Here is a 23345-nt window from a genome sequence, read left to right as displayed (position 1 = left end):
TCTCCAACATTCCTAAAAAACGGGGCGTTATACGCGACGTTTTTTCGGCGGACGACAACCGTTGTGAGGGATCGGAGTCACATCAGTAATATTAGTGATGCGGAAACCAGCAGCGTTCAGAGCACGAATTGTTGATTCGCGGCCTGGACCAGGACCCTTAACCATAACTTCCAGGTTCTTAATACCGTAATCTTTCACGGCCTCTGCGCAACGCTCTGCAGCAACCTGCGCAGCGAACGGCGTAGACTTACGAGAACCACGGAAACCGGAACCACCGGCTGTTGCCCAACCCAGCGCATTACCTTGACGATCGGTAATAGTTACGATGGTGTTGTTGAAAGATGCATGGACATGAGCCACGCCATCAGAGACTTGCTTTCTTACACGCTTACGTGCACGAACTGGTGCCTTTGCCATTATTCAATCACCCCGATTATTTCTTGATCGGTTTACGCGGACCCTTACGGGTACGTGCGTTAGTCTTGGTACGCTGACCGCGCACTGGAAGACCACGACGATGACGCAAACCACGATAGCAGCCAAGGTCCATAAGACGCTTGATGCTCAGGGTGACTTCACGACGCAGATCGCCTTCAACAACAAATTTAGCTACTGCATCACGCAGAATGTCGATTTGTTCTTCAGACAGCTCACTGATCTTAACATTTTCAGCAATACCCGTTGACGCACAGATAGCCTGTGAGCGGGTTTTACCGATACCGAAGATTGCAGTTAATGCGATAACGGTATGTTTATGATCAGGAATGTTAATGCCTGCTATACGGGCCACTATGCACTCCTATTTAATTACTTATGCGTCCCATGCCGAAAAGCCCGTTTTCAGGATACTCAAATGGAAACGCATAGACATACAAAAGATTGGCTGGCTAATCTAGCCAGCTCAACCCGACTTTGCAAGAAAAATATGCGATTAAATCAGCCTTGGCGCTGTTTATGCTTAGGCTCGGCACTACAAATCACACGAACGACGCCGTCGCGACGAATGATTTTGCAGTTACGACATAATTTCTTGACGGAAGCACGAACTTTCATTTTTACTCTCCGTAACTTCTCAAGCGCCTGAATTAACGGCCGTAGCCCTTCAGGTTTGCTTTCTTCAATGCAGACTCATACTGACTTGACATCATCAGAGTTTGCACTTGAGCCATAAAGTCCATGATGACAACGACTACGATCAGCAGTGATGTACCGCCGAAGTAGAATGGAACTTTCATCGCATCACGCATGAACTCCGGGATCAGGCAGATAAAGGTAATGTACAACGCACCGATTAATGTCAGGCGTGTCATTACTTTATCGATATACTTCGCCGTCTGTTCTCCCGGACGAATACCTGGTACAAATGCACCAGACTTCTTCAGGTTATCTGCTGTTTCACGCGGGTTGAAAACCAACGCTGTGTAGAAGAAACAGAAGAAGATGATTGCAGTCGCATAGAGTAGCACATAAAGCGGTTGACCTGGCTGTAATGACATCGAAATAGTCGTCAGCCAGTTCCAGCCAGTTCCGCCCCCGAACCATGACGCGATGGTTGCTGGGAACAAGATAATGCTGGAAGCAAAGATAGCAGGTATTACGCCGGCCATATTAACTTTCAACGGTAAATGTGTGCTCTGCGCAGCATAGACACGACGGCCTTGCTGACGTTTCGCATAGTTCACCACAATGCGGCGTTGACCACGCTCAACGAAAACAACGAAGAAGGTCACTGCAAATACGAGAACTGCAACCAACAGCAACAGGAGGAAGTGCAGGTCGCCTTGCCGCGCTTGCTCGATGGTATGGCCAATGGCCGGCGGCAGACCCGCAACAATACCAGCGAAGATAATGATCGAGATACCATTACCGATACCTCGCTCAGTTATCTGCTCGCCCAGCCACATCAGGAACATTGTCCCCGTGACCAGACTGACAACAGCGGTAAAGTAGAAAGCAAAACCTGGATTTAGTACCAGACCTTGCATTCCTGGCATATTCGGCAGGCCGGTAGCAATACCGACCGCCTGGAATATACCTAATACCAGAGTACCGTAACGGGTGTACTGGCTAATCTTACGACGGCCAGCCTCCCCTTCTTTCTTGATTTCTGCTAACGCTGGATGAACCACCGTCAGCAGCTGGATAATAATAGAGGCCGAAATATACGGCATAATACCCAGGGCAAAGATAGAAGCACGGCTCAGAGCACCACCAGAGAACATGTTGAACATTTCAATGATGGTGCCACGCTGTTGCTCAAGCAGTTTGGCAAGTACAGTGGCATCGATACCAGGGATCGGAATAAAAGAACCAATGCGGAAGACAATTAGCGCACCAATTACAAACAGAAGTCTGCGTTTTAGTTCGCCAAAACCACCTTTGGCACTTTGAAAATCTAATCCCGGTTGCTTAGCCATCTGCTACTTATTCCTCAATTTTACCGCCAGCAGCTTCGATTGCAACACGAGCGCCTTTAGTTACACGCAGACCGCGAATCGTTACCGGTGCAGAAACTTCGCCAGACAAGATCACTTTCGCGAACTCCATCTGAATACCGATAATGTTTGCTGCTTTCAGCGTGTTCAGGTCGACGATACCGCCTTCAACTTTCGCCAGGTCAGACAGACGAACTTCTGCAGTGACCATTGCTTTGCGAGAGGTGAAACCGAATTTCGGCAGACGACGGTACAGAGGCATCTGGCCGCCTTCAAAACCACGACGTACGCCACCGCCAGAACGTGAGTTCTGACCTTTGTGACCGCGACCGCCGGTTTTGCCGAGACCAGAACCAATACCACGACCCAGACGTCTAGGAGCGTGCTTGGAGCCGTCGGCCGGAGACAGAGTATTTAAACGCATCTGTTACTCCTCCACTTTAACCATGTAGGAAATCGCGTTAACCATACCGCGTACAGCTGGCGTGTCTTCACGCTCTACGGTGTGGTTAATACGACGCAGACCCAGGCCAAGCAGTGTTGCCTTATGTTTAGGCAAACGACCGATCGAACTACGGGTTTGAGTAATTTTAATAGTCTTAGCCATGGTCATTACCCCAGAATGTCTTCAACGGATTTGCCACGCTTGGCAGCGACCATTTCTGGGGAATTCATGTTGGCCAGGCCATCCAGAGTTGCACGAACCACGTTGATCGGGTTGGTGGAACCGTAGGCTTTAGCCAAAACGTTATGAACCCCAGCAACTTCCAGAACGGCGCGCATTGCACCACCGGCAATAATACCGGTACCTTCTGAAGCTGGTTGCATGAACACACGAGAACCTGTGTGCACACCTTTAACAGGGTGCTGCAGGGTGCCGTTGTTCAGCGCGACATTGATCATATTGCGACGAGCTTTTTCCATCGCTTTCTGGATCGCTGCTGGAACTTCACGCGCTTTTCCGTAACCAAAACCAATGCGACCATTACCATCACCAACAACAGTCAGAGCTGTGAAGGAGAAAATACGGCCACCTTTAACGGTTTTAGATACGCGATTTACCGCGATCAGCTTTTCCTGCAGTTCGCCAGCTTGTTTTTCGATGTGTGCCATCTTACACCTCTACCTTAGAACTGTAGGCCAGCTTCACGGGCAGCATCTGCCAGTGCCTGGACACGACCATGATATTGGAAACCAGAACGGTCGAAAGAAACACCAGTGATGCCTTTTTCGATTGCGCGTTCAGCAACTGCTTTACCAACAGCAGCAGCAGCGTCTTTGTTTCCAGTGTACTTCAGTTGCTCACTGATAGCTTTTTCTACTGTAGAAGCAGCGACCAGGACTTCAGAACCGTTGGGTGCGATTACCTGTGCGTAAATATGACGCGGGGTACGATGTACCACCAGGCGAGTAGCACCCAGCTCTTTGAGCTTGCGACGTGCGCGGGTCGCACGACGGATACGAGCAGATTTCTTATCCATAGTGTTACCTTACTTCTTCTTAGCCTCTTTGGTACGCACGACTTCGTCGGCGTAACGAACACCCTTGCCTTTATAAGGCTCAGGACGACGGTAGGCGCGCAGATCCGCTGCAACCTGACCAATCAGCTGTTTATCAGCGCCTTTCAGCACGATCTCAGTCTGAGTTGGACATTCAGCAGTGATTCCCGCTGGCAGCTCATGGTCAACAGGGTGAGAGAAGCCCAGGGCTAAGCTCACAGAGTTGCCTTTTACGGCTGCACGATAACCTACACCAACCAGCTGCAGCTTCTTAGTGAAGCCTTCGGTAACACCGATAACCATAGCGTTCAACAGCGCACGAGAGGTACCCGCCTGCGCCCAACCATCCACAAAACCTTCGCGCGGAGCGAAAGTCAGGGTGTTGTCAGCATGCTTAACTTCTACAGCTTTGTTGAGCGTACGAGTCAGCTCGCCGTTTTTACCTTTAATCGAAATAACCTGACCGTCGAGTTTTACCTCTACGCCGGCAGGAATCGCGACTGGTGCTTTAGCAACACGAGACATTTATTCCTCCGATTAAGCTACGTAGCAGATAATTTCGCCGCCAAGACCTGCCTGGCGTGCTGCACGATCGGTCATAACACCTTTAGAGGTAGAGATAACAGCGATACCCAGTCCAGCCATAACTTTTGGCAGTTCGTCTTTGCGTTTGTAGATACGCAGACCTGGACGGCTTACACGCTGAATGCTCTCAACCACTGCCTTGCCCTGGAAATACTTAAGAGTCAGTTCCAGTTCAGGCTTGGTGTCGCCTTCGATTTTAAATTCTTCAATATAGCCTTCTTCCTTCAGCACGTTGGCAATAGCCAATTTCAGCTTGGAGGAAGGCATGGTGACCGCAACTTTGTTCGCGGCTTGACCGTTACGGATACGGGTCAGCATATCCGCGATCGGATCTTGCATGCTCATCTGTCTTTACTCCCGTGATTCAATTGGTAATTACCAGCTAGCCTTTCTCAAGCCAGGTACTTCACCGCGCATGGCGGCTTCACGCAACTTGATACGGCTCAGACCGAATTTGCCCACATAACCATGTGGACGGCCAGTTTGACGGCAGCGGTTACGCTGACGAGACGGGCTGGAATCACGCGGCAGAGTTTGCAGCTTGAGAACAGCATTCCAACGATCTTCGTCGGATGAGTTCACATTTGAAATGATAGCCTTCAGTTCCTCGCGTTTAGCGCGGTACTTGTCAGCCAGTTTCACGCGAACGACTTCACGTGCTTTCATCGATTGCTTAGCCATCAGTAACCCTGCCTTACTTGCGGAACGGGAAGTTAAAAGCAGCCAAAAGTGCGCGGCCTTCATCATCAGATTTCGCAGTAGTGGTAATGGTGATATCCAAACCACGAACGCGGTCGACTTTGTCATAGTCGATCTCTGGGAAGATGATCTGCTCACGAACGCCCATGCTGTAGTTTCCACGGCCATCGAATGACTTAGCGGACAAGCCACGGAAGTCACGGATACGTGGAACAGCAATAGAAATCAGACGCTCAAAGAACTCCCACATGCGTTCGCCACGCAGAGTTACTTTACAGCCGATCGGATAGCCCTGACGGATTTTGAAGCCTGCAACTGATTTGCGTGCTTTGGTGATAAACGGCTTTTGACCGGAGATTGCTGCTAAGTCAGCTGCTGCATTATCCAGCAGTTTCTTATCAGCGATCGCTTCACCTACACCCATATTCAGGGTGATCTTCTCGACCCGAGGGACTTGCATGACAGAATTGTAGCTAAACTCAGTCATGAGTTGTTTAACTACTTCGTCTTTGTAGTAATCATGCAGTTTCGCCATCGTACTACTCCAAATTACTTGATAGTTTCGCTGTTCGACTTGAAGAAACGGACTTTTTTGCCGTCTTCGAATCTAAAGCCTACACGGTCAGCCTTGCCGGTTGCCGAGTTGAAGAGTGCAACGTTAGAAACCTGAATAGCAGCTTCTTTTTCAACGATGCCACCTGGTTGGTTCAGAGCCGGAACCGGCTTTGAGTGTTTCTTAACCAGGTTAATACCTTCAACAATCAGTTTGCCTGAAGACAGAACATTTTTTACTTTACCGCGCTTACCTTTATCTTTGCCGGTCAGCACGATAACTTCGTCATCGCGACGGATTTTAGCTGCCATTTTTCGCTCCTTAGAGTACTTCTGGTGCCAGAGAGATAATTTTCATGAACTTTTCAGTACGAAGTTCACGAGTTACCGGCCCAAAAATACGCGTTCCGATAGGCTGCTCACTGTTATTATTTAAAATAACGCATGCATTACCATCGAAGCGAATGACAGAACCGTCCGGGCGACGAACACCCTTCCTGGTGCGCACCACTACCGCTTTCAGCACATCACCCTTCTTAACCTTACCGCGAGGAATTGCTTCCTTGATGGTAATTTTGATGATGTCGCCTACGCCTGCGTAGCGACGGTGCGAGCCACCCAGAACCTTGATACACATTACGCGACGTGCACCGGAGTTGTCGGCGACGGTCAGCATAGTCTGTTCTTGGATCATTTTAGTGCTCCGCTAATGTCAACTACTACTTCGGGACCTGATTCAGGTCGTATAAAAGCCCCATATTGAGGGCGCAGCATTATAACACTGCTTCCTGCATATGGGTAGAAAAAATAAACGGCTCTTGCGAGCCGTTTATCTTATTTTTTAGAGACGGCAGATTCTATTACAGAATTGCTTTCTCTACAACGCGAACCAGCGTCCAGGACTTAGTCTTGGACAGTGGACGGCATTCGCGGACTTCAACCACGTCGCCGATACCACATTCATTGTTCTCGTCGTGTACGTGCAGTTTGGTCGTACGCTTGATGAATTTCCCGTAGATTGGGTGCTTCACAACACGTTCGATAGCAACAACAATAGATTTCTCCATTTTGTCACTAGTCACACGACCTTGCAGAGTACGGATTTTATCGGTCATTACGCACCCGCCTTCTCAGTCAGTAAAGTCTTAACACGTGCAACATCACGGCGCACATTCTTCAAGACGTGAGTCTGTTGAAGTTGGCCGGATGCTGCCTGCATGCGCAGATTAAACTGTTCACGCAGCAGGTTAAGAAGCTCAGTGTTGAGCTCTTCAACGCTTTTTTCACGCAGCTCTGTAGCTTTCATTACATCACCGTCTTAGTTACAAAGGTGGTTTTGATAGGCAGTTTTGCTGCTGCCAGCTTGAAGGCTTCACGGGCCAGCTCTTCTGGAACGCCGTCCATTTCATACAGGACTTTGCCAGGCTGGATCAAGGCAACCCAATACTCTACGTTACCTTTACCTTTACCCATACGCACTTCCAGCGGCTTCTCGGTAATTGGTTTGTCCGGGAATACTCGGATCCAAATTTTACCTTGACGCTTAACTGCACGGGTCATAGCACGACGTGCTGCTTCGATCTGACGTGCAGTCAGACGACCACGGCCAACAGCTTTCAGACCGAAAGTACCGAAGCTAACATCCGTACCCTGCGCCAGACCACGGTTGCGGCCTTTGTGCACTTTACGGAATTTTGTACGCTTTGGTTGTAACATCAGCGACTCTCCTTACTTACGGCCTTTACGCTGCTGCTTTTTAGGTTGAGCAGCCGGTTCCGGTTGTTCAACAGCAGCCATACCACCCAGGATCTCACCTTTGAAGATCCATACCTTAACGCCGATTACACCATAAGTGGTGTGGGCTTCAGAGGTGTTGTAGTCAATGTCTGCACGCAGAGTGTGCAGTGGCACGCGGCCTTCACGGTACCATTCAGTACGCGCGATTTCTGCACCGCCAAGACGGCCACTAACTTCAACTTTGATCCCTTTAGCGCCCAGACGCATTGCGTTCTGTACAGCACGCTTCATCGCACGGCGGAACATCACACGACGCTCCAGCTGTGAAGTGATGCTGTCAGCAACCAATTTAGCGTCCAGTTCCGGTTTACGGACTTCGGCGATATTAATCTGTGCAGGAACGCCAGCGATATCCGCTACGACCTTGCGCAGTTTTTCTACATCTTCGCCTTTCTTACCGATAACGATGCCTGGGCGAGCAGTGTGAATGGTCACACGGATGCTCTTAGCCGGACGCTCGATAACGATACGAGAAACGGATGCTTTAGCCAGTTCTTTAGTCAGGAACTGACGCACTTTAAAGTCGCTGTCCAGGTTGTCAGCGAATTCTTTGGTATTTGCGAACCAGGTAGAGTTCCAGGGTTTAACAATACCCAGGCGAATACCATTAGGATGTACTTTCTGACCCATTGCTAGTCTCCAGAGTCTCAGCGATCGGACACAACCACAGTAATGTGGCTGGTGCGCTTCAGGATGCGATCTGCACGACCTTTTGCACGAGGCATAATGCGCTTCATGCTTGGGCCTTCGTCTACGAAGATCTTCGTGACTTTCAGATCATCAATGTCAGCGCCATCGTTGTGTTCGGCGTTAGCAATGGCAGATTCCAGAACTTTCTTGACCAGTACAGCCGCTTTCTTATTGGTGTAGGTCAAAATGTCCAGAGCCTGCGACACTTTCTTACCGCGTACAAGATCCGCTACCAGGCGAACCTTCTGTGCAGAAGAACGAGCGTGGCGATGTTTAGCGATAGTTTCCATCTCTTCCTCCTGCCTTAGCGTTTCTTGGCTTTTTTATCAGCCGCGTGGCCGCGATAAGTACGGGTCGGTGCAAATTCACCCAGTTTGTGACCGACCATTTCGTCGGAAACAAAGACAGGAACGTGCTGACGACCATTATGGACAGCGATGGTCAAACCGATCATGTTAGGGAAGATCGTTGAACGACGGGACCAGGTGCGCAGTGGCTTCTTGTCTCCGCTTTCCAAAGCTTTCTCTACCTTCTTCAGCAAGTGCAGGTCAATAAAAGGACCTTTCTTGAGAGAACGTGGCATGGCTTATCCTCTAAAATTATTTGCTACGGCGACGTACGATGAACTTATCGGTACGCTTGTTGCTGCGGGTTTTCTTACCTTTGGTCTGAACGCCCCACGGAGTTACCGGGTGCTTACCAAAGTTTTTACCCTCACCACCACCGTGCGGGTGATCAACTGGGTTCATCGCAGTACCGCGAACGGTAGGGCGAATACCACGCCAACGAGCTGCACCGGCTTTACCCAGAACGCGAAGCATGTGCTCAGCGTTACCGACTTCGCCCAGGGTTGCGCGGCAGTCAATTTCGACTTTACGCATTTCACCAGAACGCAGACGCAGGGTAACGTAAGAACCATCACGCGCAACGATCTGCACGTAAGTACCAGCAGAGCGAGCAATCTGACCGCCTTTGCCTGGTTTCATTTCTACGTTATGCACGGTAGAACCCACTGGGATGTTACGCATCGGCAGAGTGTTACCTGCTTTAATCGCAGCATCAACGCCAGACTGAATCTGGTCGCCAGCTTTCAGGCCTTTAGGGGCCAGGATATAACGGCGTTCGCCGTCTTTGTACAGAACCAGTGCGATGTTCGCAGAGCGGTTCGGATCGTACTCAAGACGTTCAACGGTCGCTGGGATACCATCTTTGTTGCGTTTGAAGTCAACAATACGGTAAGCCTGCTTGTGACCACCACCGATATGACGGGTAGTGATGCGACCATTGTTGTTACGGCCACCGGATTTGCTGTTTTTTTCTACCAGCGGGGCGAATGGTTTGCCCTTGTGCAGCTCCGCGTTTACCACTTTAACTACATGGCGACGACCCGGAGATGTCGGTTTACATTTAACAATTGCCATTGTTCTTCTCCTCCGACTTACTCAGCGCCGCCTGCGAAGTCCAGATTCTGGCCTTCTTTCAGGGTGACGTAAGCTTTTTTCCAGTCGCTACGACGACCAATACGCTGTCCAGAACGCTTAGTTTTGCCTTTAACCAGCAAAGTGTTCACGACTTCAACTTCTACTTCGAAAAGTTTCTGTACAGCGGCTTTGATTTCTGCTTTGGTCGCGTCTTTCGCAACTTTGAGAACGATGGTGTTAGTTTTTTCCATCGCAGCAGATGCTTTTTCAGATACGTGCGGCGCGCGCAGTACTTTCAGCAGACGTTCTTCACGGATCATGCCAGCATCTCCTCAACTTGCTTAACTGCGGCAGCAGTCATAACGACTTTGTCGAAGGCGATCAGGCTAACTGGGTCGATACCCGCTGCATCACGTACGTCAACCTTGTACAGGTTACGCGCGGCCAGGAACAGGTTCTCTTCCAGTTCGCCAGTGATGATCAGCACGTCTTCCAGAGCCATGTCTTTCAGTTTCTCTACCAGCAGCTTAGTTTTAGGTGCTTCCAGAGAGAACTGCTCGACAACGATCAGACGATCTTGACGTACCAGTTCGGACAGGATGCTTTTCAGCGCGCCGCGGTACATCTTTTTGTTAACTTTTTGACTGTGGTCCTGTGGCTTCGCAGCGAAGGTAACACCACCTGAACGCCAGATTGGGCTCTTTACAGAACCTGCACGAGCGCGGCCGGTACCTTTCTGGCGCCATGGCTTTTTGCCTGAACCAGTTACTTCAGCACGAGTCTTCTGAGCACGAGTACCCTGACGAGCACCTGCTGCATAAGCAACAACAACCTGGTGTACCAGCGCTTCGTTGAAATCACGACCGAAGGTAGTTTCGGAAACAGTCAGCGCGCTTTGCGCGTCTTTCAATACTAATTCCATTGCTATCCCCTTACGCCTTCACAGCTGGTTTAACGATAAGGTCGCAACCGGTAGCACCGGGTACTGCACCTTTAACCAGCAGCAGGTTGCGCTCAGCGTCAACACGTACAACGTCCAGACTCTGAACAGTTACACGCTCGTTGCCCATCTGGCCTGCCATTTTCTTGCCTTTGAACACTTTGCCCGGAGTCTGGTTCTGACCGATAGAACCCGGTACGCGGTGTGACAAGGAGTTACCGTGCGTAGCATCCTGAGTACGGAAGTTCCAGCGCTTTACAGTACCGGCAAAACCTTTACCTTTAGATGTTCCAGTCACGTCAACTTTTTTCACGTCAGCGAAAATGTCAACATTAATGCTCTGACCTACAGTGAACTCTGCGCCATCAACGGTGCGGAATTCCCACAGACCACGGCCAGCTTCAACGCCAGCTTTAGCAAAATGACCTGCTTCAGGCTTAGTTACGCGGTTAGCTTTTTTAGCACCGGTAGTTACCTGGATAGCAGTGTAACCGTCGTTTTCCAGGCCTTTGACCTGAGTAACGCGGTTTGCTTCAATTTCGATCACGGTTACAGGGATAGAAACGCCATCTTCTGTGAAGATACGGGTCATACCCACTTTTTTACCGACTAAACCAATCATTGTTTCAACCTCTCAATCGCTCAATGACCTGATTAACCCAGGCTGATCTGCACGTCAACACCTGCAGCCAGATCCAGACGCATCAGAGCATCAACCGTTTTTTCGGTTGGCTCAACGATGTCAACCAGACGCTTGTGAGTGCGAATCTCATACTGATCGCGCGCATCTTTGTTGACGTGCGGAGAGATCAGAACGGTAAAGCGCTCTTTGCGGGTCGGCAGCGGGATAGGACCACGTACCTGCGCACCAGTGCGCTTGGCAGTCTCTACGATTTCCGCAGTTGATTGATCGATCAGACGATGATCAAACGCTTTAAGACGGATACGGATTCTTTGGTTCTGCATGAGACCAGAGCTCCAATTATTTATAAACGAAAAGAATTACTACTCGCATCCATTACGATTGATGGAGGAGTGTAATCGTTGAGCACATAACCCGCATATCGCGAGTATTGTTGACAGGTACTTTCGTACTTGTCTGCGATTCATATCGAATCGCGCCTTACCATATTGGCAGGCCCGCGTATTATACGTACATCCGGAGGTAAAGCAAACACTATGTTCGTTTATCACCAAGGACGGGCATAAAAAAAGAGCGCCGAAGCGCTCTCTTTTCGTGCTCTGGCAGAGCACGCTCTGCCAGACAAGTTTCGACAATTAAGCGATAACTTTAGCAACAACACCCGCGCCAACAGTACGACCACCTTCACGGATTGCGAAACGCAGACCGTCGTCCATTGCGATTGGGTGGATCAGGGTAACAACCATCTGAATGTTGTCGCCTGGCATAACCATCTCAACGCCTTCTGGCAGTTCGATGGTACCGGTCACGTCAGTTGTACGGAAGTAGAACTGTGGACGGTAGCCTTTGAAGAACGGAGTATGACGGCCGCCTTCATCCTTGGACAGGATGTACACTTCAGATTCGAACTTGGTGTGTGGCTTGATTGAACCTGGCTTAGCCAGAACCTGTCCACGCTGGATATCTTCGCGCTTGATACCACGCAGCAGGATACCACAGTTCTCACCCGCACGGCCTTCGTCCAGCAGCTTACGGAACATTTCAACGCCGGTACAAGTTGATTTCACGGTATCTTTGATACCAACGATCTCAACTTCTTCACCCACTTTAACAATACCGCGCTCTACACGACCGGTAACAACAGTACCACGGCCGGAGATGGAGAATACGTCTTCGATTGGCAGCAGGAATGGCTTATCAATCGCACGCTCTGGTTCTGGGATGTAGTTATCCAGGTGACCAGCCAGTTCGATGATCTTAGCTTCCCACTCAGCGTCACCCTGCAGTGCTTTCAGTGCAGAACCACGAACAACCGGGATGTCGTCGCCAGGGAAATCGTAAGCAGACAGCAGCTCACGCACTTCCATTTCAACCAGCTCCAGCAGCTCTTCGTCGTCAACCATGTCGCATTTGTTCATGAATACGATCATGAATGGAACGCCAACCTGGCGACCCAGCAGGATGTGCTCACGGGTCTGAGGCATTGGGCCGTCAGTTGCAGCAACAACCAGAATCGCGCCATCCATCTGAGCAGCACCGGTGATCATGTTTTTCACATAGTCGGCGTGGCCTGGGCAGTCAACGTGCGCGTAGTGGCGAGTTGGGGTGTCATATTCAACGTGAGAAGTGTTGATGGTGATACCACGTGCTTTTTCTTCTGGTGCGTTATCGATCTGGTCGAATGCACGAGCAGAACCGCCGTAGGTTTTAGCCAGAACGGTGGTGATAGCTGCAGTCAGGGTAGTTTTACCGTGGTCAACGTGGCCGATAGTACCTACGTTGACGTGCGGTTTGGAACGTTCAAATTTCTCTTTAGCCACGACGATATTCCTTACTTTAATGCTCTCACCCTTTGGTGAGAGCATAGGATCAATATTTAAACTGTAGCTTATTTGCTACGAGCTTCAATTACGGCCTGAGCGACGTTGTTCGGCGCATCATCATACTTCAGGAACTCCATGGAGTACGAAGCACGGCCTTTAGTCAGAGAACGCAACTGGGTCGCGTAACCAAACATTTCAGACAGCGGAACTTCAGCATGAATCTGAACGCCAGTAGCGTTTGATTCCTGACCTTTCAGCTGGCCACGACGTCTGCTCAAGTCACCGATAACATCACCGGTGTTCTCTTCTGGAGATTCAACTTCAACCTTCATGATTGGTTCAAGCAGTACCGGCTTCGCTTTCTTAAAGCCGTCTTTGAACGCGATAGAAGCTGCCAGTTTAAACGCCAGTTCTGAGGAGTCAACGTCATGGTATGAACCAAAGTGCAGACGAACACCCAGATCAACAACCGGATAACCAGCCAGCGGGCCTGATTTCAGCTGCTCCTGGATACCTTTATCAACAGCAGGGATGTATTCACCAGGAATCACGCCGCCTTTGATATCGTTGACGAACTCGTAACCTTTAGGGTTAACGCCCGGCTCCAGTGGGTACATGTCGATAACAACATGACCGTACTGACCACGACCACCAGACTGCTTGGCGTGTTTACCTTCGATATCGGTAACTTTCGCGCGAATTGCTTCACGGTAAGCAACCTGAGGTTTACCCACGTTCGCTTCAACGTTGAATTCACGCTTCATGCGGTCAACGATGATGTCGAGGTGCAGCTCACCCATACCAGCGATGATGGTCTGGTTAGTTTCTTCATCAGTCCATACGCGGAATGATGGATCCTCTTTCGCCAGACGACCCAGAGCCAGACCCATTTTTTCCTGGTCAGCTTTGGTTTTTGGTTCAACAGCGATCGAGATTACTGGCTCAGGGAACTCCATGCGCTCCAGAATGATCACGTTGTCCGGGTCACACAGGGTGTCACCAGTGGTCACGTCTTTCAGACCGATAGCTGCAGCGATGTCGCCTGCGCGAACTTCTTTAATCTCTTCACGCTTGTTGGCGTGCATCTGTACGATACGGCCCAGACGCTCACGAGCAGATTTAACCGGGTTGAACACGGTATCGCCTGAGTTCACAACGCCAGAGTAGACGCGGAAGAAGGTCAGGTTACCCACGAATGGGTCGGTAGCGATTTTGAACGCCAGAGCAGCAAACGGTTCTTTGTCGTCTGAGTGACGAACAGCCGGAGTGTCTTTACCGTCGTCTAACATACCGTTAATAGCGGTAACGTCAGTCGGTGCTGGCAGGTATTCAACAACCGCATCCAGCATCGCCTGAACACCTTTGTTCTTAAATGCAGAACCACAGGTGACCAGAATGATTTCGCTGTTCAGTACGCGCTTACGCAGAGAAGTTTTGATCTCTTCTTCGGTCAGCTCTTCGCCACCAAAGAATTTCTCCATCAGCTCATCAGAACCTTCAGCTGCAGCTTCAACAAGCTTCGCACGCCATTCTTCAGCCAGTTCCTGCATATCAGCTGGAATCTCTTCGTAAACGAAGGTAACGCCCTGATCGGCATCGTTCCAGTTGATCGCTTTCATTTTCACCAGGTCAACAACACCGGTGAATTTCTCTTCTGCGCCGATGGCCAGCTGCAATGGCACCGGGTTTGCACCCAGACGCGCTTTCATCTGCTCAACAACTTTCAGGAAGTTAGCACCCATGCGGTCCATTTTGTTAACGAACGCAATGCGTGGAACTTTATATTTGTTAGCCTGACGCCATACGGTCTCAGACTGTGGCTGAACGCCACCAACTGCACAGTAAACCATTACTGCGCCATCAAGCACACGCATAGAACGCTCAACTTCGATAGTGAAGTCAACGTGTCCCGGGGTGTCGATGATGTTTACGTGGTGCGGCTCAAACTGCTTAGCCATACCAGACCAGAAACAGGTGGTCGCAGCGGAAGTGATGGTAATACCACGTTCCTGTTCCTGCTCCATCCAGTCCATGGTGGCTGCGCCGTCATGTACTTCACCGATTTTGTGGTTTACACCGGTGTAGAACAGAACACGTTCGGTAGTGGTCGTCTTACCGGCGTCGATGTGTGCGCTGATACCAATGTTACGGTAACGCTCAATGGGTGTTTTACGAGCCATTTGATTCCTCTGATTCTTAGACGTTCTAAGTTAAAAAAGCCCAGCAGGTGAGTCACTGGGACGCCCGCTGGGTTTATAACAACTACAGTGCTGTTACCAGCGGTAGTGAGCGAACGCCTTGTTGGCTTCGGCCATACGGTGAACGTCTTCACGTTTCTTCACTGCAGTGCCTTTGTTTTCTGCAGCATCAGAAAGTTCGTTCGCCAGGCGCAGAGCCATTGATTTATCACCGCGTTTACGAGCAGCTTCAACGATCCAACGCATTGCCAGAGCATTACGACGAACCGGACGGACTTCAACTGGTACCTGATAAGTAGAACCACCAACGCGACGGGATTTAACTTCCACGGTTGGGCGGACATTGTCCAAGGCTACTTCGAATGCTTCCAGCTCGTTTTTACCAGAACGCTGAGCCAGGGTCTCCAGCGCGTTATAAACGATAGTTTCAGCAGTAGATTTTTTACCATCTACCATCAGGATATTGACAAATTTGGCCAGCAATTCTGATCCGAACTTAGGATCTGGCAGGATTTTACGCTGACCAATGACGCGACGACGTGGCATGGAAATACTCCGTTGTTAATTCAGGATTGTCCAAAACTCTACGAGTTTATTATGACATTTAAGATAAAACGTTTGGCCTTACTTAACGGAGAACCATTAAGCCTTTGGCTTCTTCACGCCGTACTTGGAGCGAGCCTGCTTACGGTCTTTAACACCTGAGCAGTCCAGCGCGCCACGAACGGTGTGGTAACGCACACCTGGCAAGTCTTTTACACGACCGCCACGGATCAGGATCACGGAGTGTTCCTGCAGGTTATGACCTTCACCGCCGATGTAGGAGGTAACTTCAAAACCGTTGGTCAAACGAACACGACATACTTTACGCAGTGCGGAGTTCGGTTTTTTAGGGGTAGTAGTGTATACACGAGTACATACACCACGTTTCTGCGGGCAGGCTTCCAGCGCAGGCACGTTGCTCTTTGCAACTTTGCGTACGCGTGGTTTGCGAACCAGCTGGTTAACTGTTGCCATTAAATAGCTCCTGGGATTTAGCTTTGCTTCGTAAACACGTAATAAATCGCCTCGCGGAATCACGAGGCCGCAGAATTTTAGAGCTGGTCTGAAAAAGAGTCAAGAAATAACCAGGATTACCGCACTTACCAGGTCATTTGTTGCGAATGCCTGACCGCCAGCGTAACAAAACCAGTATAGCTTACTGTTGTTACCCTGGTCGAAATTTGAGCGGCCAGGCCGCGGGCATCAAGATCTTCCTGCAGAACGTACACAGAGATGGGGGCATTCAGCAGCGCTTCAAGGGCGGAACTGCCCTCAAGGGCAGCGATAACCCCATCCTGCAGCAGCAGAACATCATCACCCTCTGCCAGCAAGCGTAGCATGGCCGGCAGGTCACAGTGGAAAGGCGAGGTCATCAAGGTATGCAGCATGGTTTCCTCTAGAAGGTCATGACCCGGTCATAATCATTCAGCATGGTACGAAGGGCATCCGGGGCCAGGACTTCAGCCGACAGCACCCGCACAGCATCAGAAGCCATACCGCGTTCTGCCAGTGCTGCTGCGCACAGATAACAACGATCAACGTCATACAGCGGCAGCACACCAAATGTCGCGATGTAGTCGCGCGCCAAAATCTGCTGCGGCTGCTGGCCTTGAGTGAGTTGCAGCACACCATCGCTGACAAAAAAAAGTGCAATTTCATCGCTGAGCGCTGACGTGGCGAGAACCGCATCCAGCCCTTCACGGCCGGCACTGGAGCCATGCGGTCCCTGAGTGAATACAAATGCAACGCGTGCCATCAGAACTGCACCAGACGATCACAGGTCAGCGCGGCTTCAGCCAGCGCCCCTAACCCCGAAAGCTGAAACCCGTCTGCCAGATTGGCGACAGGCAGCCCCAGATTGCTGGCTTCCTGCTGGTCGGTAATGCCACGGCGCAGGGCAGCAGCCACGCAAATATTCAGCGTCACGCCCTGTTTCTGCTGCAATGATTGCCAATGACGGGTGAGGTCGAACTCATCGCTGGCGGGGGCATTGAGCACGCTGGCATTCAGGACCCCTTCACGATAGAAGAAAACACTGTCAAGTGTATGCCCCTGTTCCAACAGGGCATTAGCAAACAGCCAGGCACTGCTTGCCTGCTGCGTGCCATAGGCTGGCCCGGTGACCAGCAGGGAGAAACGCATTACTTATCCTGCCCGTGGAAATCGCCATTTTTAAACTGACGGATGTAGAGATAGACAGTGTGCTTGGAGATATTGAGACGATCCGCCACCTGATTGATGGCATCTTTGATATCAAAGATACCCTTCTCATACATATTGAGAACAATCTGGCGATTTTTGGCATTGTTCGACACATTACGGTCGGCACTAACTTCTTCAATCGTAAACTCCAGCGTCTGCATCACCAGATCTTCCACCGAAGAGGCAAAGTTCACTGAGGAGGCAACTTCCTGGGTTTCCGGCGGCATAAACGTCGCCATGATCTGTGAGAAAGGCACATCAAGGTTCATGTTGATGCACAGCAGACCAATCACACGCTGTTGGCGATTGCGGATGGCAATCGTCACCGACTTCATCAGCACACCGCTTTTCGCCCGAGTAAAATAGGCTTTGGAAACGTTACTGTCCGCCCCGGTCATATCGTGCAGCATACGCAGGGCAAGATCGGTAATCGGAGAGCCAATTTTACGCCCGGTATGTTCACCGTTAGCAATGCGCACCGCAGAACATTTTAGATCCTCCAGCGAGTGCAGAACGATCTCACAGTGCGAGCCAATCAGCATCGCGAGGCCATCAACGACGGACTCGTAAGATTTTAAAATTTCGAAATCACCGGGCGTAAAGGGGTGCTGCTCCAGCAGCTCCGAATCCGCAACATCACCGGAGAAAAGTGAATTAGACATGAACGACACCACCCTTTGACAAGAGCCTGTCACACGGCGCCAGGGGCAGACTCATTCTTATTAATTGCGCGCGGGTTAGTCTAGCAAATATGGGAAAGGCGTGTCCCGCCCTTTGTCGTTAAATACAACCTGGCGCAAAGAAGGAGTGGAAACAGGGGGTAAAGCAAAAAAAAACGCCACCCGAAGGTGGCGATTATCAACTTATTTCTTGGCTTTCGCATCAGCGGCGGCAGGAGCTGCCTGCTCTGCATTATCATCCGCTTTCGCTGCTGGCTTGATGTCGAGCAGTTCAACATCGAAGACCAGGGTGGAGTTAGCCGGGATGCCTGGAACGCCATTTTTGCCGTAAGCCAGATTCGGTGGGATCACCAGCTTGATCTTGCCACCTTTTTTAACGTGCTTCAGACCTTCGGTCCAACCCGGGATAACACCATCCAGACGGAATGACAGTGGCTCACCACGAGTGTAAGAGTTGTCGAACTCAGTACCATCAATCAGCGTACCTTTGTAATTCACAACAACCGTGTCGCTGTCTTTTGGCGCATCACCCGTCCCTTCTTTCTCTACCTGGTAGAGAAGACCGGTTTCGGTTTTCTTCACGCCTTTTTCTTTCGCGAATTTCGCCGCATAAGCATCACCTTTCGTGGTGTTCTCTTTTGCGTCTTTTTCCATCTTCGCCTGCGCTGCACCTTTCACACGACCTTCGAAAGATTGCAGTGTTTGTTCAATTTCCTGGTCAGAGAGCTTGCTCTTACCGGCAAACGCATCCTGTACACCCGCGATAAGCTGGTCTTTATCCAGTGCGATGCCCAGTTTTTCCTGCTCCTTCAGGGAGTTCTCCATGTAGCGACCCAAAGACGCGCCCAGTGCATAAGCTGACTGCTGGTCGTCATTTTTGAATGCGGCATTTTTTGGTGCCTGCTGCTGCGCAGTTGGCTTAACCGGAACAGCATCAGCAGCCATAACCAGAGGAGCATTCAGTGCAACAGCCATAGTGGTAGCTAACATTGTGACTTTAAACAGTGATTTCATCCATTTCTCCAAAACCGAAGCATCTCACCTCGGAAATCGTTTGCAGACCTGCGGTCTGTAATATAACCGGGGGCGGGATCACAAAACAATCTCGCCATAAAAACTCGAAGTTAACTTCCGACCGCGTGATTATCCGAAAGTTTCAACACAAGGAATGGTGATTCGTTCGCGCCTTTTCAACCTCTGGTGGCCAATTTAAGCCAATACACTTACTTCTGCCTGCATTTTACCGTTAGAATCGGACAATTCGCGAGCCCGGAAGACGGGCCGGTAGTAACAAGAGGAAACAGAATGCAACAATCACTGCTGGAACAACGGCTGGAGATAATGGAGAGTAAGCTGGCGTTCCAGGAGCACACCATTGAGGAACTTAACCTGACGGTGGTGCAACACGAGCTGGAAATGGCCCGACTGCGTGAATTGATGCGCCTGCTGACCGACAAGCTCAAAGCCGCCGCGCCATCGATGCTGGCGGATCCCTCCGAAGAAACCCCACCCCCTCACTATTGACACCGGGTCGAGGCGTGCCTCAGCACTACGATGGTTCTTCGGAAGGCCAGGTATGCCTCGCCCCTATGTTGATTCTTCGCAAGGCTCGGCATGGGTGCTTCGTAGGGGGCGGGCATGCCCGCCCCAATCCCCCCAGGCAAAGCAAAAAGGCCACCCGAAGGTGACCTTTTATCGCTGATATTCCTCAGTATGTCGTGCAATAGCCAACGCAGCTACAGCACGAAAGACGACGGAATATTAGTGGCTGCAGCCGCAACCGCCAGTCCCGCAACCGCCCTGACCATGGTCGTGATCATGGTCGTGGTCGTGGTGATGGCCGTCTTCGCCGTGAACGTGGCCGTGGGCCAGCTCTTCTTCCGTTGCTTCGCGAATAGCGATAACTTCAACGTTAAAGTTCAGGTTCTGACCTGCCAGCATGTGGTTACCATCAACCACTACGTGCTCGTCTTCCACTTCGGTAATTTCTACCGGCACTGGACCCTGGTCGGTTTCTGCCAGGAAGCGCATGCCAACCTGCAGTTCATCAACACCCATAAATACGTCTTTTGGGACGCGTTGTACCAGATTGTCATCGTAGGCACCGTACGCATCGTTTGACTCGATATTCACATCAAACTTATCGCCGACCACATGATCTTCCAGTGCTTTTTCCAGCCCGGAGATCAGAGAACCATGACCGTGCAGGTAGTCCAGCGGTGCACTCACCGGGGATTCATCAACCAACACACCGTCTTCTGTACGCACCTGGTATGCCAGGCTGACCACGAGGTCTTTTGCTACTTTCATGATTACTCCTAACCGTTGAGAGCTTGAGCCCTGATTCATTGACTGCCATTGTCAGCCTTAGTGGCTCTAAGTGGCGACGATTGTATCGAATTTCAATGCGGCTGTAAGGAACAACGTAAAAAAAGCTGAATCAGCGCGTTACTCCGGGTGGAAAATACCGATAACTTGCTCATTTTCGCGCACCTGCTCACGAGCCTGTTTATCCGCTTCACGCATCTGATGGCCGCACTTTACGCACTCCACCACATCAATATTATTTTCCCGCCACAGGGCGAGGGTGTCTTTTGCCTGGCACTTTGGACAAGTCGCACCAGCGATAAAACGTTTACGCATAGTATTATTCCATATGAAATTTGGCGTTATCGGCGATGAGCGTTCGATTACGATAGCCAAAAATTAATCCGCCTCATCCCAGCCATCATATTGCCGCTTCTCATGCTGCATCTCAGCCTGGAAGATATCTTCCAGCTCGCGTCTGGCCTCTTTCACTCTTGAAATCTGCTGGCTGTCGGTATGATTTGGCATCAGCTCACGCAACATTCTCATATCCAGACGGCGGAAATGTTGCTGGGCACGGAACGCCTGATGCGGATGCATACCCAGCGTCATCAGAGTCTTACGCCCCAGTTCCAGCGCACTGCTGAACGTTTCACGGGAGAACTGCGTCACCCCCGCCTGCAACAGTTCATGTGCTTCAACACGGCCACGTGCACGCGCCAGGATCTGCAAGTGCGGGAAATGATGCTGACACAGATGAACGATCTCCATCGCATCTTCCGGGCCGTTGCAGGTTATCACGATAGACTGCGCCGTTTCTGCTCCCGCGGCACGTAATAACTCCAGCTCGGTGGCATCACCGTAATACACTTTGTAACCATATTTACGCATCAGGCTGACTGCACTGATATCACGTTCCAGTACCGTAATGCGCTTTTCATTGGCCATCAACAAACGCGCCACAACCTGACCGAAGCGACCAAAGCCCACCACAATTACCTGAGGCTTATCATCTTCAACAAAGGGTTTTTCCTGGCTGTCATCCACTTCATTAAAGCGACGCTCAAGAATTTTATCCACGCCCTGCATCAACAGCGGTGTGGTCATCATCGACAACGTAACCGTGACCAGCAGCAATGGCATCTGATCGCCACTGAACAGCTTTGCTGACGCTGCCGCAGAGAACAACACAAAAGCAAATTCCCCGCCCTGGCTGAGCACCCCGGCAAACTGCAACCGCTCAGAGCTGCGCAGGCCATAGATGCGTGACAGCAGATAGAGCACCGCCGTTTTCACCGCCACCAGGGTCACAACGCCTATCAGAATCTCAACAATATGGGTATAGAGCACACCGAGGTTTAACGCCATGCCTACCGAAATAAAGAACAATCCGAGCAGTAGTCCTTTAAAGGGATCGATGGCAATTTCCAGCTCGTGGCGATACTCACTCTCCGCCAGCAGGATACCGGCAATAAAGGTGCCCAACGCCATCGACAGACCGAGCGCATCCATAAACAGCGCCGACCCAAGCACCAGTAGCAATGCCGCCGCAGTGAAGACTTCGCGCACACCGGAGGCCGCAATAAAACGGAAAATGGGCCGCAGCAGATAGCGTCCGCCGACCAGCATTCCGCCAAACGCCAGTACTTTCATGCCGACCTTCATCCAGTCGGTATGACCACTGTCGCCGCCTGCCAGCAGCGGTACCAGCGCCAGCGCCGGGATTACGGCAAGGTCCTGGAACAGCAACACGGAAAAACCGAGCTGGCCTGACTCATTGCGGTTCATCGCTTTATCGCGCATGAGCTGCAACGCCATTGCCGTTGAGGACATCGCCAGGCCGATCCCGCCAATGGTCGCCGCCTGCCAGGAGAAATCGGTCAGCCACAGCAGCCCGCCCAGCACCAGCGCACTGAGGATCACCTGAGCAGCACCGACACCAAATATCGAACGCCGCAGCTCCCATAGTTTGGAGGGTTTCAACTCCAGCCCGATGATAAACATCAGGAACACCACGCCCAGCTCGGAGAAGTGCAGGATCTCATCGACGTCGCTGATGAAACCCAATCCCCAGGGCCCGATAGCGATCCCCGCCAGCAAATACCCCAGCACCGCGCCAATCCCCAGGCGAGCGGCGATAGGCACTGCAATCACCGCCGCAAACAGATACACCACGCCTGCGGTCAGAAGACTTTGACCTTCCATCTACACTCCTCCGTGTGGCAACGGGTTGGACAACCAGTCGCCATAGGCACGGGCATAATTTTGCATGACATCAGCGGACTGGCGACGCGCCCAGTAAATGATCATAGGCGTCATCCAGTGCATATTGCACATCTGTGCGGTCAACTCGAAAGGACGCATAATGTCCGACATCGGATAACGGTTCAGCCCTTCCTGATGGTAAGCCGCTTCCGGTTCTCCAGTAGTGATCACGCTGCGCCAGTATTTGCCTTCCAGCACATTACCGCCCACCCCGCTGGCAAAGCCACGTGACAGCACGCGGTCCAGCCACTCTTTCAGCAACGCAGGGCAACTGTAGGTGTAAAGAGGATGTTGAAAAACGATGATATCGTGTTCACGCAGCAGTTGCTGCTCACGGTGAATATCAATAAAAAAATCCGGATAGTGTGCGTACAGGTCATGCACCGTCACATGCTCAAAATGACGCGCCGGCTGCAACAAAACGCGATTAGCAATCGAATCCTGAGACTCCGGATGGGCGTACAACAGCAGGACTTTAGGCAGCTGCGACATCATTCCCCTCCAAATCGTCGTCATGGCGGGATATTTCCGCTACCATGCTCGACGCAACGGAACTACTTGATTCCG

The 23345-nt window shown here is 51.0% G+C and carries 39 protein-coding genes; 1 reads left to right on the top strand and 38 read right to left on the bottom strand.

Annotated elements, in window-relative coordinates; all coding sequences use genetic code 11:
* Positions 1-27: 27 nt before the first annotated feature.
* The 34 genes from rpsK to fkpA all read right to left on the bottom strand — a co-directional run bounded on the left by rpsK (position 28) and on the right by fkpA (position 19220).
* Positions 28-417: a 30S ribosomal protein S11 gene (rpsK, locus tag FVB43_RS15585; protein WP_004160563.1), complete on the bottom strand. Its 390-nt coding sequence runs from the start codon at positions 415-417 to the stop codon at positions 28-30.
* 16 nt (positions 418-433) lie between these two features.
* Complete coding sequence (rpsM, locus tag FVB43_RS15580) at positions 434-790, bottom strand: 30S ribosomal protein S13 (RefSeq protein ID WP_048917626.1); 357 nt, start codon at positions 788-790, stop codon at positions 434-436.
* A 146-nt stretch (positions 791-936) separates the two neighbouring features.
* Complete coding sequence (gene rpmJ / locus FVB43_RS15575; RefSeq protein ID WP_004160566.1) at positions 937-1053, bottom strand: 50S ribosomal protein L36; 117 nt, start codon at positions 1051-1053, stop codon at positions 937-939.
* 32 nt (positions 1054-1085) lie between these two features.
* Positions 1086-2417, bottom strand: a complete 1332-nt coding sequence (secY, locus tag FVB43_RS15570) for a preprotein translocase subunit SecY (protein WP_004160567.1) — start codon at positions 2415-2417, stop codon at positions 1086-1088.
* Positions 2418-2424: 7 nt separating this feature from the next.
* On the bottom strand, positions 2425-2859 hold the full coding sequence (rplO, locus tag FVB43_RS15565) for a 50S ribosomal protein L15 (RefSeq protein WP_133847021.1): 435 nt from the start codon (positions 2857-2859) through the stop codon (positions 2425-2427).
* Between the two features lie 3 nt (positions 2860-2862).
* Positions 2863-3042 carry a 50S ribosomal protein L30 gene (rpmD, locus tag FVB43_RS15560; RefSeq protein ID WP_004160569.1) on the bottom strand — a complete coding sequence of 60 codons (180 nt, stop codon included), beginning with the start codon at positions 3040-3042 and terminating at the stop codon, positions 2863-2865.
* Positions 3043-3047: 5 nt separating this feature from the next.
* Entirely contained in the window at positions 3048-3548 is a 501-nt protein-coding gene (rpsE, locus tag FVB43_RS15555) for a 30S ribosomal protein S5 (RefSeq protein ID WP_004160571.1), read from the bottom strand.
* 14 nt (positions 3549-3562) lie between these two features.
* The gene (rplR, locus tag FVB43_RS15550) at positions 3563-3916 is read right to left on the bottom strand and encodes a 50S ribosomal protein L18 (RefSeq protein ID WP_004160572.1); all 354 of its coding nucleotides are present in this window, start codon (positions 3914-3916) and stop codon (positions 3563-3565) included.
* Between the two features lie 9 nt (positions 3917-3925).
* The gene (gene rplF / locus FVB43_RS15545; RefSeq protein ID WP_133847022.1) at positions 3926-4459 is read right to left on the bottom strand and encodes a 50S ribosomal protein L6; all 534 of its coding nucleotides are present in this window, start codon (positions 4457-4459) and stop codon (positions 3926-3928) included.
* A gap of 12 nt (positions 4460-4471) precedes the next feature.
* Positions 4472-4864: a 30S ribosomal protein S8 gene (gene rpsH / locus FVB43_RS15540; RefSeq protein ID WP_133847023.1), complete on the bottom strand. Its 393-nt coding sequence runs from the start codon at positions 4862-4864 to the stop codon at positions 4472-4474.
* 30 nt (positions 4865-4894) lie between these two features.
* Positions 4895-5200, bottom strand: a complete 306-nt coding sequence (rpsN, locus tag FVB43_RS15535; protein ID WP_133847024.1) for a 30S ribosomal protein S14 — start codon at positions 5198-5200, stop codon at positions 4895-4897.
* A 13-nt stretch (positions 5201-5213) separates the two neighbouring features.
* Positions 5214-5753 (bottom strand): 50S ribosomal protein L5, encoded by a 540-nt coding sequence (gene rplE, locus FVB43_RS15530; protein ID WP_013204126.1) that lies wholly within the window; start codon positions 5751-5753, stop codon positions 5214-5216.
* Positions 5754-5767: 14 nt separating this feature from the next.
* Positions 5768-6082 carry a 50S ribosomal protein L24 gene (gene rplX, locus FVB43_RS15525; RefSeq protein WP_048917632.1) on the bottom strand — a complete coding sequence of 105 codons (315 nt, stop codon included), beginning with the start codon at positions 6080-6082 and terminating at the stop codon, positions 5768-5770.
* Between the two features lie 10 nt (positions 6083-6092).
* Entirely contained in the window at positions 6093-6464 is a 372-nt protein-coding gene (rplN, locus tag FVB43_RS15520; protein ID WP_015960712.1) for a 50S ribosomal protein L14, read from the bottom strand.
* Positions 6465-6630: 166 nt separating this feature from the next.
* The gene (gene rpsQ, locus FVB43_RS15515) at positions 6631-6885 is read right to left on the bottom strand and encodes a 30S ribosomal protein S17 (protein WP_133847025.1); all 255 of its coding nucleotides are present in this window, start codon (positions 6883-6885) and stop codon (positions 6631-6633) included.
* On the bottom strand, positions 6885-7076 hold the full coding sequence (rpmC, locus tag FVB43_RS15510) for a 50S ribosomal protein L29 (RefSeq protein WP_048917635.1): 192 nt from the start codon (positions 7074-7076) through the stop codon (positions 6885-6887). The genes rpsQ and rpmC overlap by 1 nt, the downstream gene beginning before the upstream one ends.
* The gene (gene rplP, locus FVB43_RS15505; RefSeq protein ID WP_002438716.1) at positions 7076-7486 is read right to left on the bottom strand and encodes a 50S ribosomal protein L16; all 411 of its coding nucleotides are present in this window, start codon (positions 7484-7486) and stop codon (positions 7076-7078) included. The genes rpmC and rplP overlap by 1 nt, the downstream gene beginning before the upstream one ends.
* A 12-nt stretch (positions 7487-7498) precedes the next feature.
* Positions 7499-8197 (bottom strand): 30S ribosomal protein S3, encoded by a 699-nt coding sequence (rpsC, locus tag FVB43_RS15500; protein WP_002919766.1) that lies wholly within the window; start codon positions 8195-8197, stop codon positions 7499-7501.
* A gap of 17 nt (positions 8198-8214) precedes the next feature.
* On the bottom strand, positions 8215-8547 hold the full coding sequence (gene rplV, locus FVB43_RS15495) for a 50S ribosomal protein L22 (RefSeq protein WP_000447532.1): 333 nt from the start codon (positions 8545-8547) through the stop codon (positions 8215-8217).
* A gap of 14 nt (positions 8548-8561) precedes the next feature.
* Positions 8562-8840 carry a 30S ribosomal protein S19 gene (gene rpsS, locus FVB43_RS15490; protein WP_004160590.1) on the bottom strand — a complete coding sequence of 93 codons (279 nt, stop codon included), beginning with the start codon at positions 8838-8840 and terminating at the stop codon, positions 8562-8564.
* 16 nt (positions 8841-8856) lie between these two features.
* The gene (gene rplB / locus FVB43_RS15485; RefSeq protein ID WP_133847026.1) at positions 8857-9678 is read right to left on the bottom strand and encodes a 50S ribosomal protein L2; all 822 of its coding nucleotides are present in this window, start codon (positions 9676-9678) and stop codon (positions 8857-8859) included.
* A gap of 17 nt (positions 9679-9695) precedes the next feature.
* Complete coding sequence (gene rplW, locus FVB43_RS15480) at positions 9696-9998, bottom strand: 50S ribosomal protein L23 (RefSeq protein ID WP_062749336.1); 303 nt, start codon at positions 9996-9998, stop codon at positions 9696-9698.
* Entirely contained in the window at positions 9995-10600 is a 606-nt protein-coding gene (gene rplD, locus FVB43_RS15475; RefSeq protein ID WP_133847027.1) for a 50S ribosomal protein L4, read from the bottom strand. Before rplD ends, rplW begins: the two co-directional genes overlap by 4 nt.
* Positions 10601-10610: 10 nt before the next feature.
* Positions 10611-11240 carry a 50S ribosomal protein L3 gene (gene rplC, locus FVB43_RS15470; protein WP_133847028.1) on the bottom strand — a complete coding sequence of 210 codons (630 nt, stop codon included), beginning with the start codon at positions 11238-11240 and terminating at the stop codon, positions 10611-10613.
* A 32-nt stretch (positions 11241-11272) separates the two neighbouring features.
* On the bottom strand, positions 11273-11584 hold the full coding sequence (gene rpsJ / locus FVB43_RS15465; RefSeq protein ID WP_001181005.1) for a 30S ribosomal protein S10: 312 nt from the start codon (positions 11582-11584) through the stop codon (positions 11273-11275).
* A gap of 312 nt (positions 11585-11896) precedes the next feature.
* Entirely contained in the window at positions 11897-13081 is a 1185-nt protein-coding gene (tuf, locus tag FVB43_RS15460; protein ID WP_167864269.1) for an elongation factor Tu, read from the bottom strand.
* 68 nt (positions 13082-13149) lie between these two features.
* On the bottom strand, positions 13150-15264 hold the full coding sequence (gene fusA, locus FVB43_RS15455) for an elongation factor G (RefSeq protein WP_133846701.1): 2115 nt from the start codon (positions 15262-15264) through the stop codon (positions 13150-13152).
* Positions 15265-15357: 93 nt separating this feature from the next.
* Positions 15358-15828, bottom strand: coding sequence for a 30S ribosomal protein S7 (rpsG, locus tag FVB43_RS15450; protein WP_004160604.1), 471 nt, complete (start codon positions 15826-15828; stop codon positions 15358-15360).
* Between the two features lie 96 nt (positions 15829-15924).
* Positions 15925-16299 (bottom strand): 30S ribosomal protein S12, encoded by a 375-nt coding sequence (gene rpsL / locus FVB43_RS15445; RefSeq protein ID WP_003852912.1) that lies wholly within the window; start codon positions 16297-16299, stop codon positions 15925-15927.
* Positions 16300-16424: 125 nt separating this feature from the next.
* The gene (gene tusB / locus FVB43_RS15440; RefSeq protein WP_133846700.1) at positions 16425-16712 is read right to left on the bottom strand and encodes a sulfurtransferase complex subunit TusB; all 288 of its coding nucleotides are present in this window, start codon (positions 16710-16712) and stop codon (positions 16425-16427) included.
* A gap of 8 nt (positions 16713-16720) precedes the next feature.
* Positions 16721-17080 carry a sulfurtransferase complex subunit TusC gene (gene tusC / locus FVB43_RS15435; RefSeq protein ID WP_133846699.1) on the bottom strand — a complete coding sequence of 120 codons (360 nt, stop codon included), beginning with the start codon at positions 17078-17080 and terminating at the stop codon, positions 16721-16723.
* Positions 17080-17466, bottom strand: a complete 387-nt coding sequence (gene tusD / locus FVB43_RS15430; RefSeq protein WP_133846698.1) for a sulfurtransferase complex subunit TusD — start codon at positions 17464-17466, stop codon at positions 17080-17082. The genes tusC and tusD overlap by 1 nt, the downstream gene beginning before the upstream one ends.
* Complete coding sequence (locus FVB43_RS15425; protein ID WP_133846697.1) at positions 17466-18188, bottom strand: helix-turn-helix transcriptional regulator; 723 nt, start codon at positions 18186-18188, stop codon at positions 17466-17468. The genes tusD and FVB43_RS15425 overlap by 1 nt, the downstream gene beginning before the upstream one ends.
* Positions 18189-18389: 201 nt before the next feature.
* Positions 18390-19220 carry an FKBP-type peptidyl-prolyl cis-trans isomerase gene (gene fkpA, locus FVB43_RS15420; protein ID WP_159337879.1) on the bottom strand — a complete coding sequence of 277 codons (831 nt, stop codon included), beginning with the start codon at positions 19218-19220 and terminating at the stop codon, positions 18390-18392.
* A gap of 291 nt (positions 19221-19511) precedes the next feature.
* Between fkpA and FVB43_RS15415 the strand changes: the two genes are divergently transcribed.
* On the top strand, positions 19512-19730 hold the full coding sequence (locus tag FVB43_RS15415; protein WP_133846695.1) for a SlyX family protein: 219 nt from the start codon (positions 19512-19514) through the stop codon (positions 19728-19730).
* A 237-nt stretch (positions 19731-19967) separates the two neighbouring features.
* Here FVB43_RS15415 and slyD read toward each other — a convergent pair whose 3' ends face one another.
* From slyD to kefG, 4 genes are all read right to left on the bottom strand, one after another.
* Positions 19968-20516, bottom strand: coding sequence for a peptidylprolyl isomerase (slyD, locus tag FVB43_RS15410; RefSeq protein WP_133846694.1), 549 nt, complete (start codon positions 20514-20516; stop codon positions 19968-19970).
* 138 nt (positions 20517-20654) lie between these two features.
* On the bottom strand, positions 20655-20849 hold the full coding sequence (locus tag FVB43_RS15405; RefSeq protein ID WP_133846693.1) for a YheV family putative zinc ribbon protein: 195 nt from the start codon (positions 20847-20849) through the stop codon (positions 20655-20657).
* A gap of 63 nt (positions 20850-20912) precedes the next feature.
* Positions 20913-22718 carry a glutathione-regulated potassium-efflux system protein KefB gene (gene kefB / locus FVB43_RS15400; protein WP_133846692.1) on the bottom strand — a complete coding sequence of 602 codons (1806 nt, stop codon included), beginning with the start codon at positions 22716-22718 and terminating at the stop codon, positions 20913-20915.
* Positions 22719-23270 carry a glutathione-regulated potassium-efflux system ancillary protein KefG gene (gene kefG, locus FVB43_RS15395; RefSeq protein ID WP_133846707.1) on the bottom strand — a complete coding sequence of 184 codons (552 nt, stop codon included), beginning with the start codon at positions 23268-23270 and terminating at the stop codon, positions 22719-22721.
* Positions 23271-23345 lie beyond the last annotated feature (75 nt).

This window comes from Erwinia rhapontici, from assembly GCF_012271765.1.
Taxonomy (GTDB): domain Bacteria; phylum Pseudomonadota; class Gammaproteobacteria; order Enterobacterales; family Enterobacteriaceae; genus Erwinia; species Erwinia rhapontici.
Note: the sequence above shows the minus strand (reverse complement) of the source record. Positions and strands in the feature narration are given on the sequence as shown.

Excerpts from the sequence above, each read along its gene's own strand:
- rpsH (WP_133847023.1), bottom strand. The coding sequence starts at position 4,864 with ATGAGCATGCAAGATCCGATCGCGGATATGCTGACCCGTATCCGTAAC.
- rplX (WP_048917632.1), bottom strand. The coding sequence starts at position 6,082 with ATGGCAGCTAAAATCCGTCGCGATGACGAAGTTATCGTGCTGACCGGC.
- secY (WP_004160567.1), bottom strand. The coding sequence starts at position 2,417 with ATGGCTAAGCAACCGGGATTAGATTTTCAAAGTGCCAAAGGTGGTTTT.
- rplO (WP_133847021.1), bottom strand. The coding sequence starts at position 2,859 with ATGCGTTTAAATACTCTGTCTCCGGCCGACGGCTCCAAGCACGCTCCT.
- rplP (WP_002438716.1), bottom strand. The coding sequence starts at position 7,486 with ATGTTACAACCAAAGCGTACAAAATTCCGTAAAGTGCACAAAGGCCGC.
- tusD (WP_133846698.1), bottom strand. The coding sequence starts at position 17,466 with ATGCGTTTCTCCCTGCTGGTCACCGGGCCAGCCTATGGCACGCAGCAG.
- kefG (WP_133846707.1), bottom strand. The coding sequence starts at position 23,270 with ATGTCGCAGCTGCCTAAAGTCCTGCTGTTGTACGCCCATCCGGAGTCT.
- rpsG (WP_004160604.1), bottom strand. The coding sequence starts at position 15,828 with ATGCCACGTCGTCGCGTCATTGGTCAGCGTAAAATCCTGCCAGATCCT.
- rpmD (WP_004160569.1), bottom strand. The coding sequence starts at position 3,042 with ATGGCTAAGACTATTAAAATTACTCAAACCCGTAGTTCGATCGGTCGT.
- rpmJ (WP_004160566.1), bottom strand. The coding sequence starts at position 1,053 with ATGAAAGTTCGTGCTTCCGTCAAGAAATTATGTCGTAACTGCAAAATC.
- slyD (WP_133846694.1), bottom strand. The coding sequence starts at position 20,516 with ATGAAAGTAGCAAAAGACCTCGTGGTCAGCCTGGCATACCAGGTGCGT.
- rpsJ (WP_001181005.1), bottom strand. The coding sequence starts at position 11,584 with ATGCAGAACCAAAGAATCCGTATCCGTCTTAAAGCGTTTGATCATCGT.
- rpsE (WP_004160571.1), bottom strand. The coding sequence starts at position 3,548 with ATGGCACACATCGAAAAACAAGCTGGCGAACTGCAGGAAAAGCTGATC.
- FVB43_RS15415 (WP_133846695.1), top strand. The coding sequence starts at position 19,512 with ATGCAACAATCACTGCTGGAACAACGGCTGGAGATAATGGAGAGTAAG.
- tusB (WP_133846700.1), bottom strand. The coding sequence starts at position 16,712 with ATGCTGCATACCTTGATGACCTCGCCTTTCCACTGTGACCTGCCGGCC.
- rplV (WP_000447532.1), bottom strand. The coding sequence starts at position 8,547 with ATGGAAACTATCGCTAAACATCGCCACGCTCGTTCTTCTGCACAGAAG.
- rpsC (WP_002919766.1), bottom strand. The coding sequence starts at position 8,197 with ATGGGTCAGAAAGTACATCCTAATGGTATTCGCCTGGGTATTGTTAAA.
- FVB43_RS15425 (WP_133846697.1), bottom strand. The coding sequence starts at position 18,188 with ATGTCTAATTCACTTTTCTCCGGTGATGTTGCGGATTCGGAGCTGCTG.
- rplE (WP_013204126.1), bottom strand. The coding sequence starts at position 5,753 with ATGGCGAAACTGCATGATTACTACAAAGACGAAGTAGTTAAACAACTC.
- tusC (WP_133846699.1), bottom strand. The coding sequence starts at position 17,080 with ATGGCACGCGTTGCATTTGTATTCACTCAGGGACCGCATGGCTCCAGT.
- FVB43_RS15405 (WP_133846693.1), bottom strand. The coding sequence starts at position 20,849 with ATGCGTAAACGTTTTATCGCTGGTGCGACTTGTCCAAAGTGCCAGGCA.
- rplR (WP_004160572.1), bottom strand. The coding sequence starts at position 3,916 with ATGGATAAGAAATCTGCTCGTATCCGTCGTGCGACCCGCGCACGTCGC.
- rplN (WP_015960712.1), bottom strand. The coding sequence starts at position 6,464 with ATGATCCAAGAACAGACTATGCTGACCGTCGCCGACAACTCCGGTGCA.
- rpmC (WP_048917635.1), bottom strand. The coding sequence starts at position 7,076 with ATGAAAGCTACAGAGCTGCGTGAAAAAAGCGTTGAAGAGCTCAACACT.
- rpsL (WP_003852912.1), bottom strand. The coding sequence starts at position 16,299 with ATGGCAACAGTTAACCAGCTGGTTCGCAAACCACGCGTACGCAAAGTT.
- fusA (WP_133846701.1), bottom strand. The coding sequence starts at position 15,264 with ATGGCTCGTAAAACACCCATTGAGCGTTACCGTAACATTGGTATCAGC.
- kefB (WP_133846692.1), bottom strand. The coding sequence starts at position 22,718 with ATGGAAGGTCAAAGTCTTCTGACCGCAGGCGTGGTGTATCTGTTTGCG.
- rplW (WP_062749336.1), bottom strand. The coding sequence starts at position 9,998 with ATGATCCGTGAAGAACGTCTGCTGAAAGTACTGCGCGCGCCGCACGTA.
- rpsS (WP_004160590.1), bottom strand. The coding sequence starts at position 8,840 with ATGCCACGTTCTCTCAAGAAAGGTCCTTTTATTGACCTGCACTTGCTG.
- rplD (WP_133847027.1), bottom strand. The coding sequence starts at position 10,600 with ATGGAATTAGTATTGAAAGACGCGCAAAGCGCGCTGACTGTTTCCGAA.
- fkpA (WP_159337879.1), bottom strand. The coding sequence starts at position 19,220 with ATGAAATCACTGTTTAAAGTCACAATGTTAGCTACCACTATGGCTGTT.
- rplB (WP_133847026.1), bottom strand. The coding sequence starts at position 9,678 with ATGGCAATTGTTAAATGTAAACCGACATCTCCGGGTCGTCGCCATGTA.
- rpsN (WP_133847024.1), bottom strand. The coding sequence starts at position 5,200 with ATGGCTAAGCAATCGATGAAAGCACGTGAAGTCGTTCGCGTGAAACTG.
- rplC (WP_133847028.1), bottom strand. The coding sequence starts at position 11,240 with ATGATTGGTTTAGTCGGTAAAAAAGTGGGTATGACCCGTATCTTCACA.
- rplF (WP_133847022.1), bottom strand. The coding sequence starts at position 4,459 with ATGTCTCGTGTTGCTAAAGCACCAGTCGCGATTCCTGCCGGCGTAGAG.
- rpsK (WP_004160563.1), bottom strand. The coding sequence starts at position 417 with ATGGCAAAGGCACCAGTTCGTGCACGTAAGCGTGTAAGAAAGCAAGTC.
- rpsQ (WP_133847025.1), bottom strand. The coding sequence starts at position 6,885 with ATGACCGATAAAATCCGTACTCTGCAAGGTCGTGTGACTAGTGACAAA.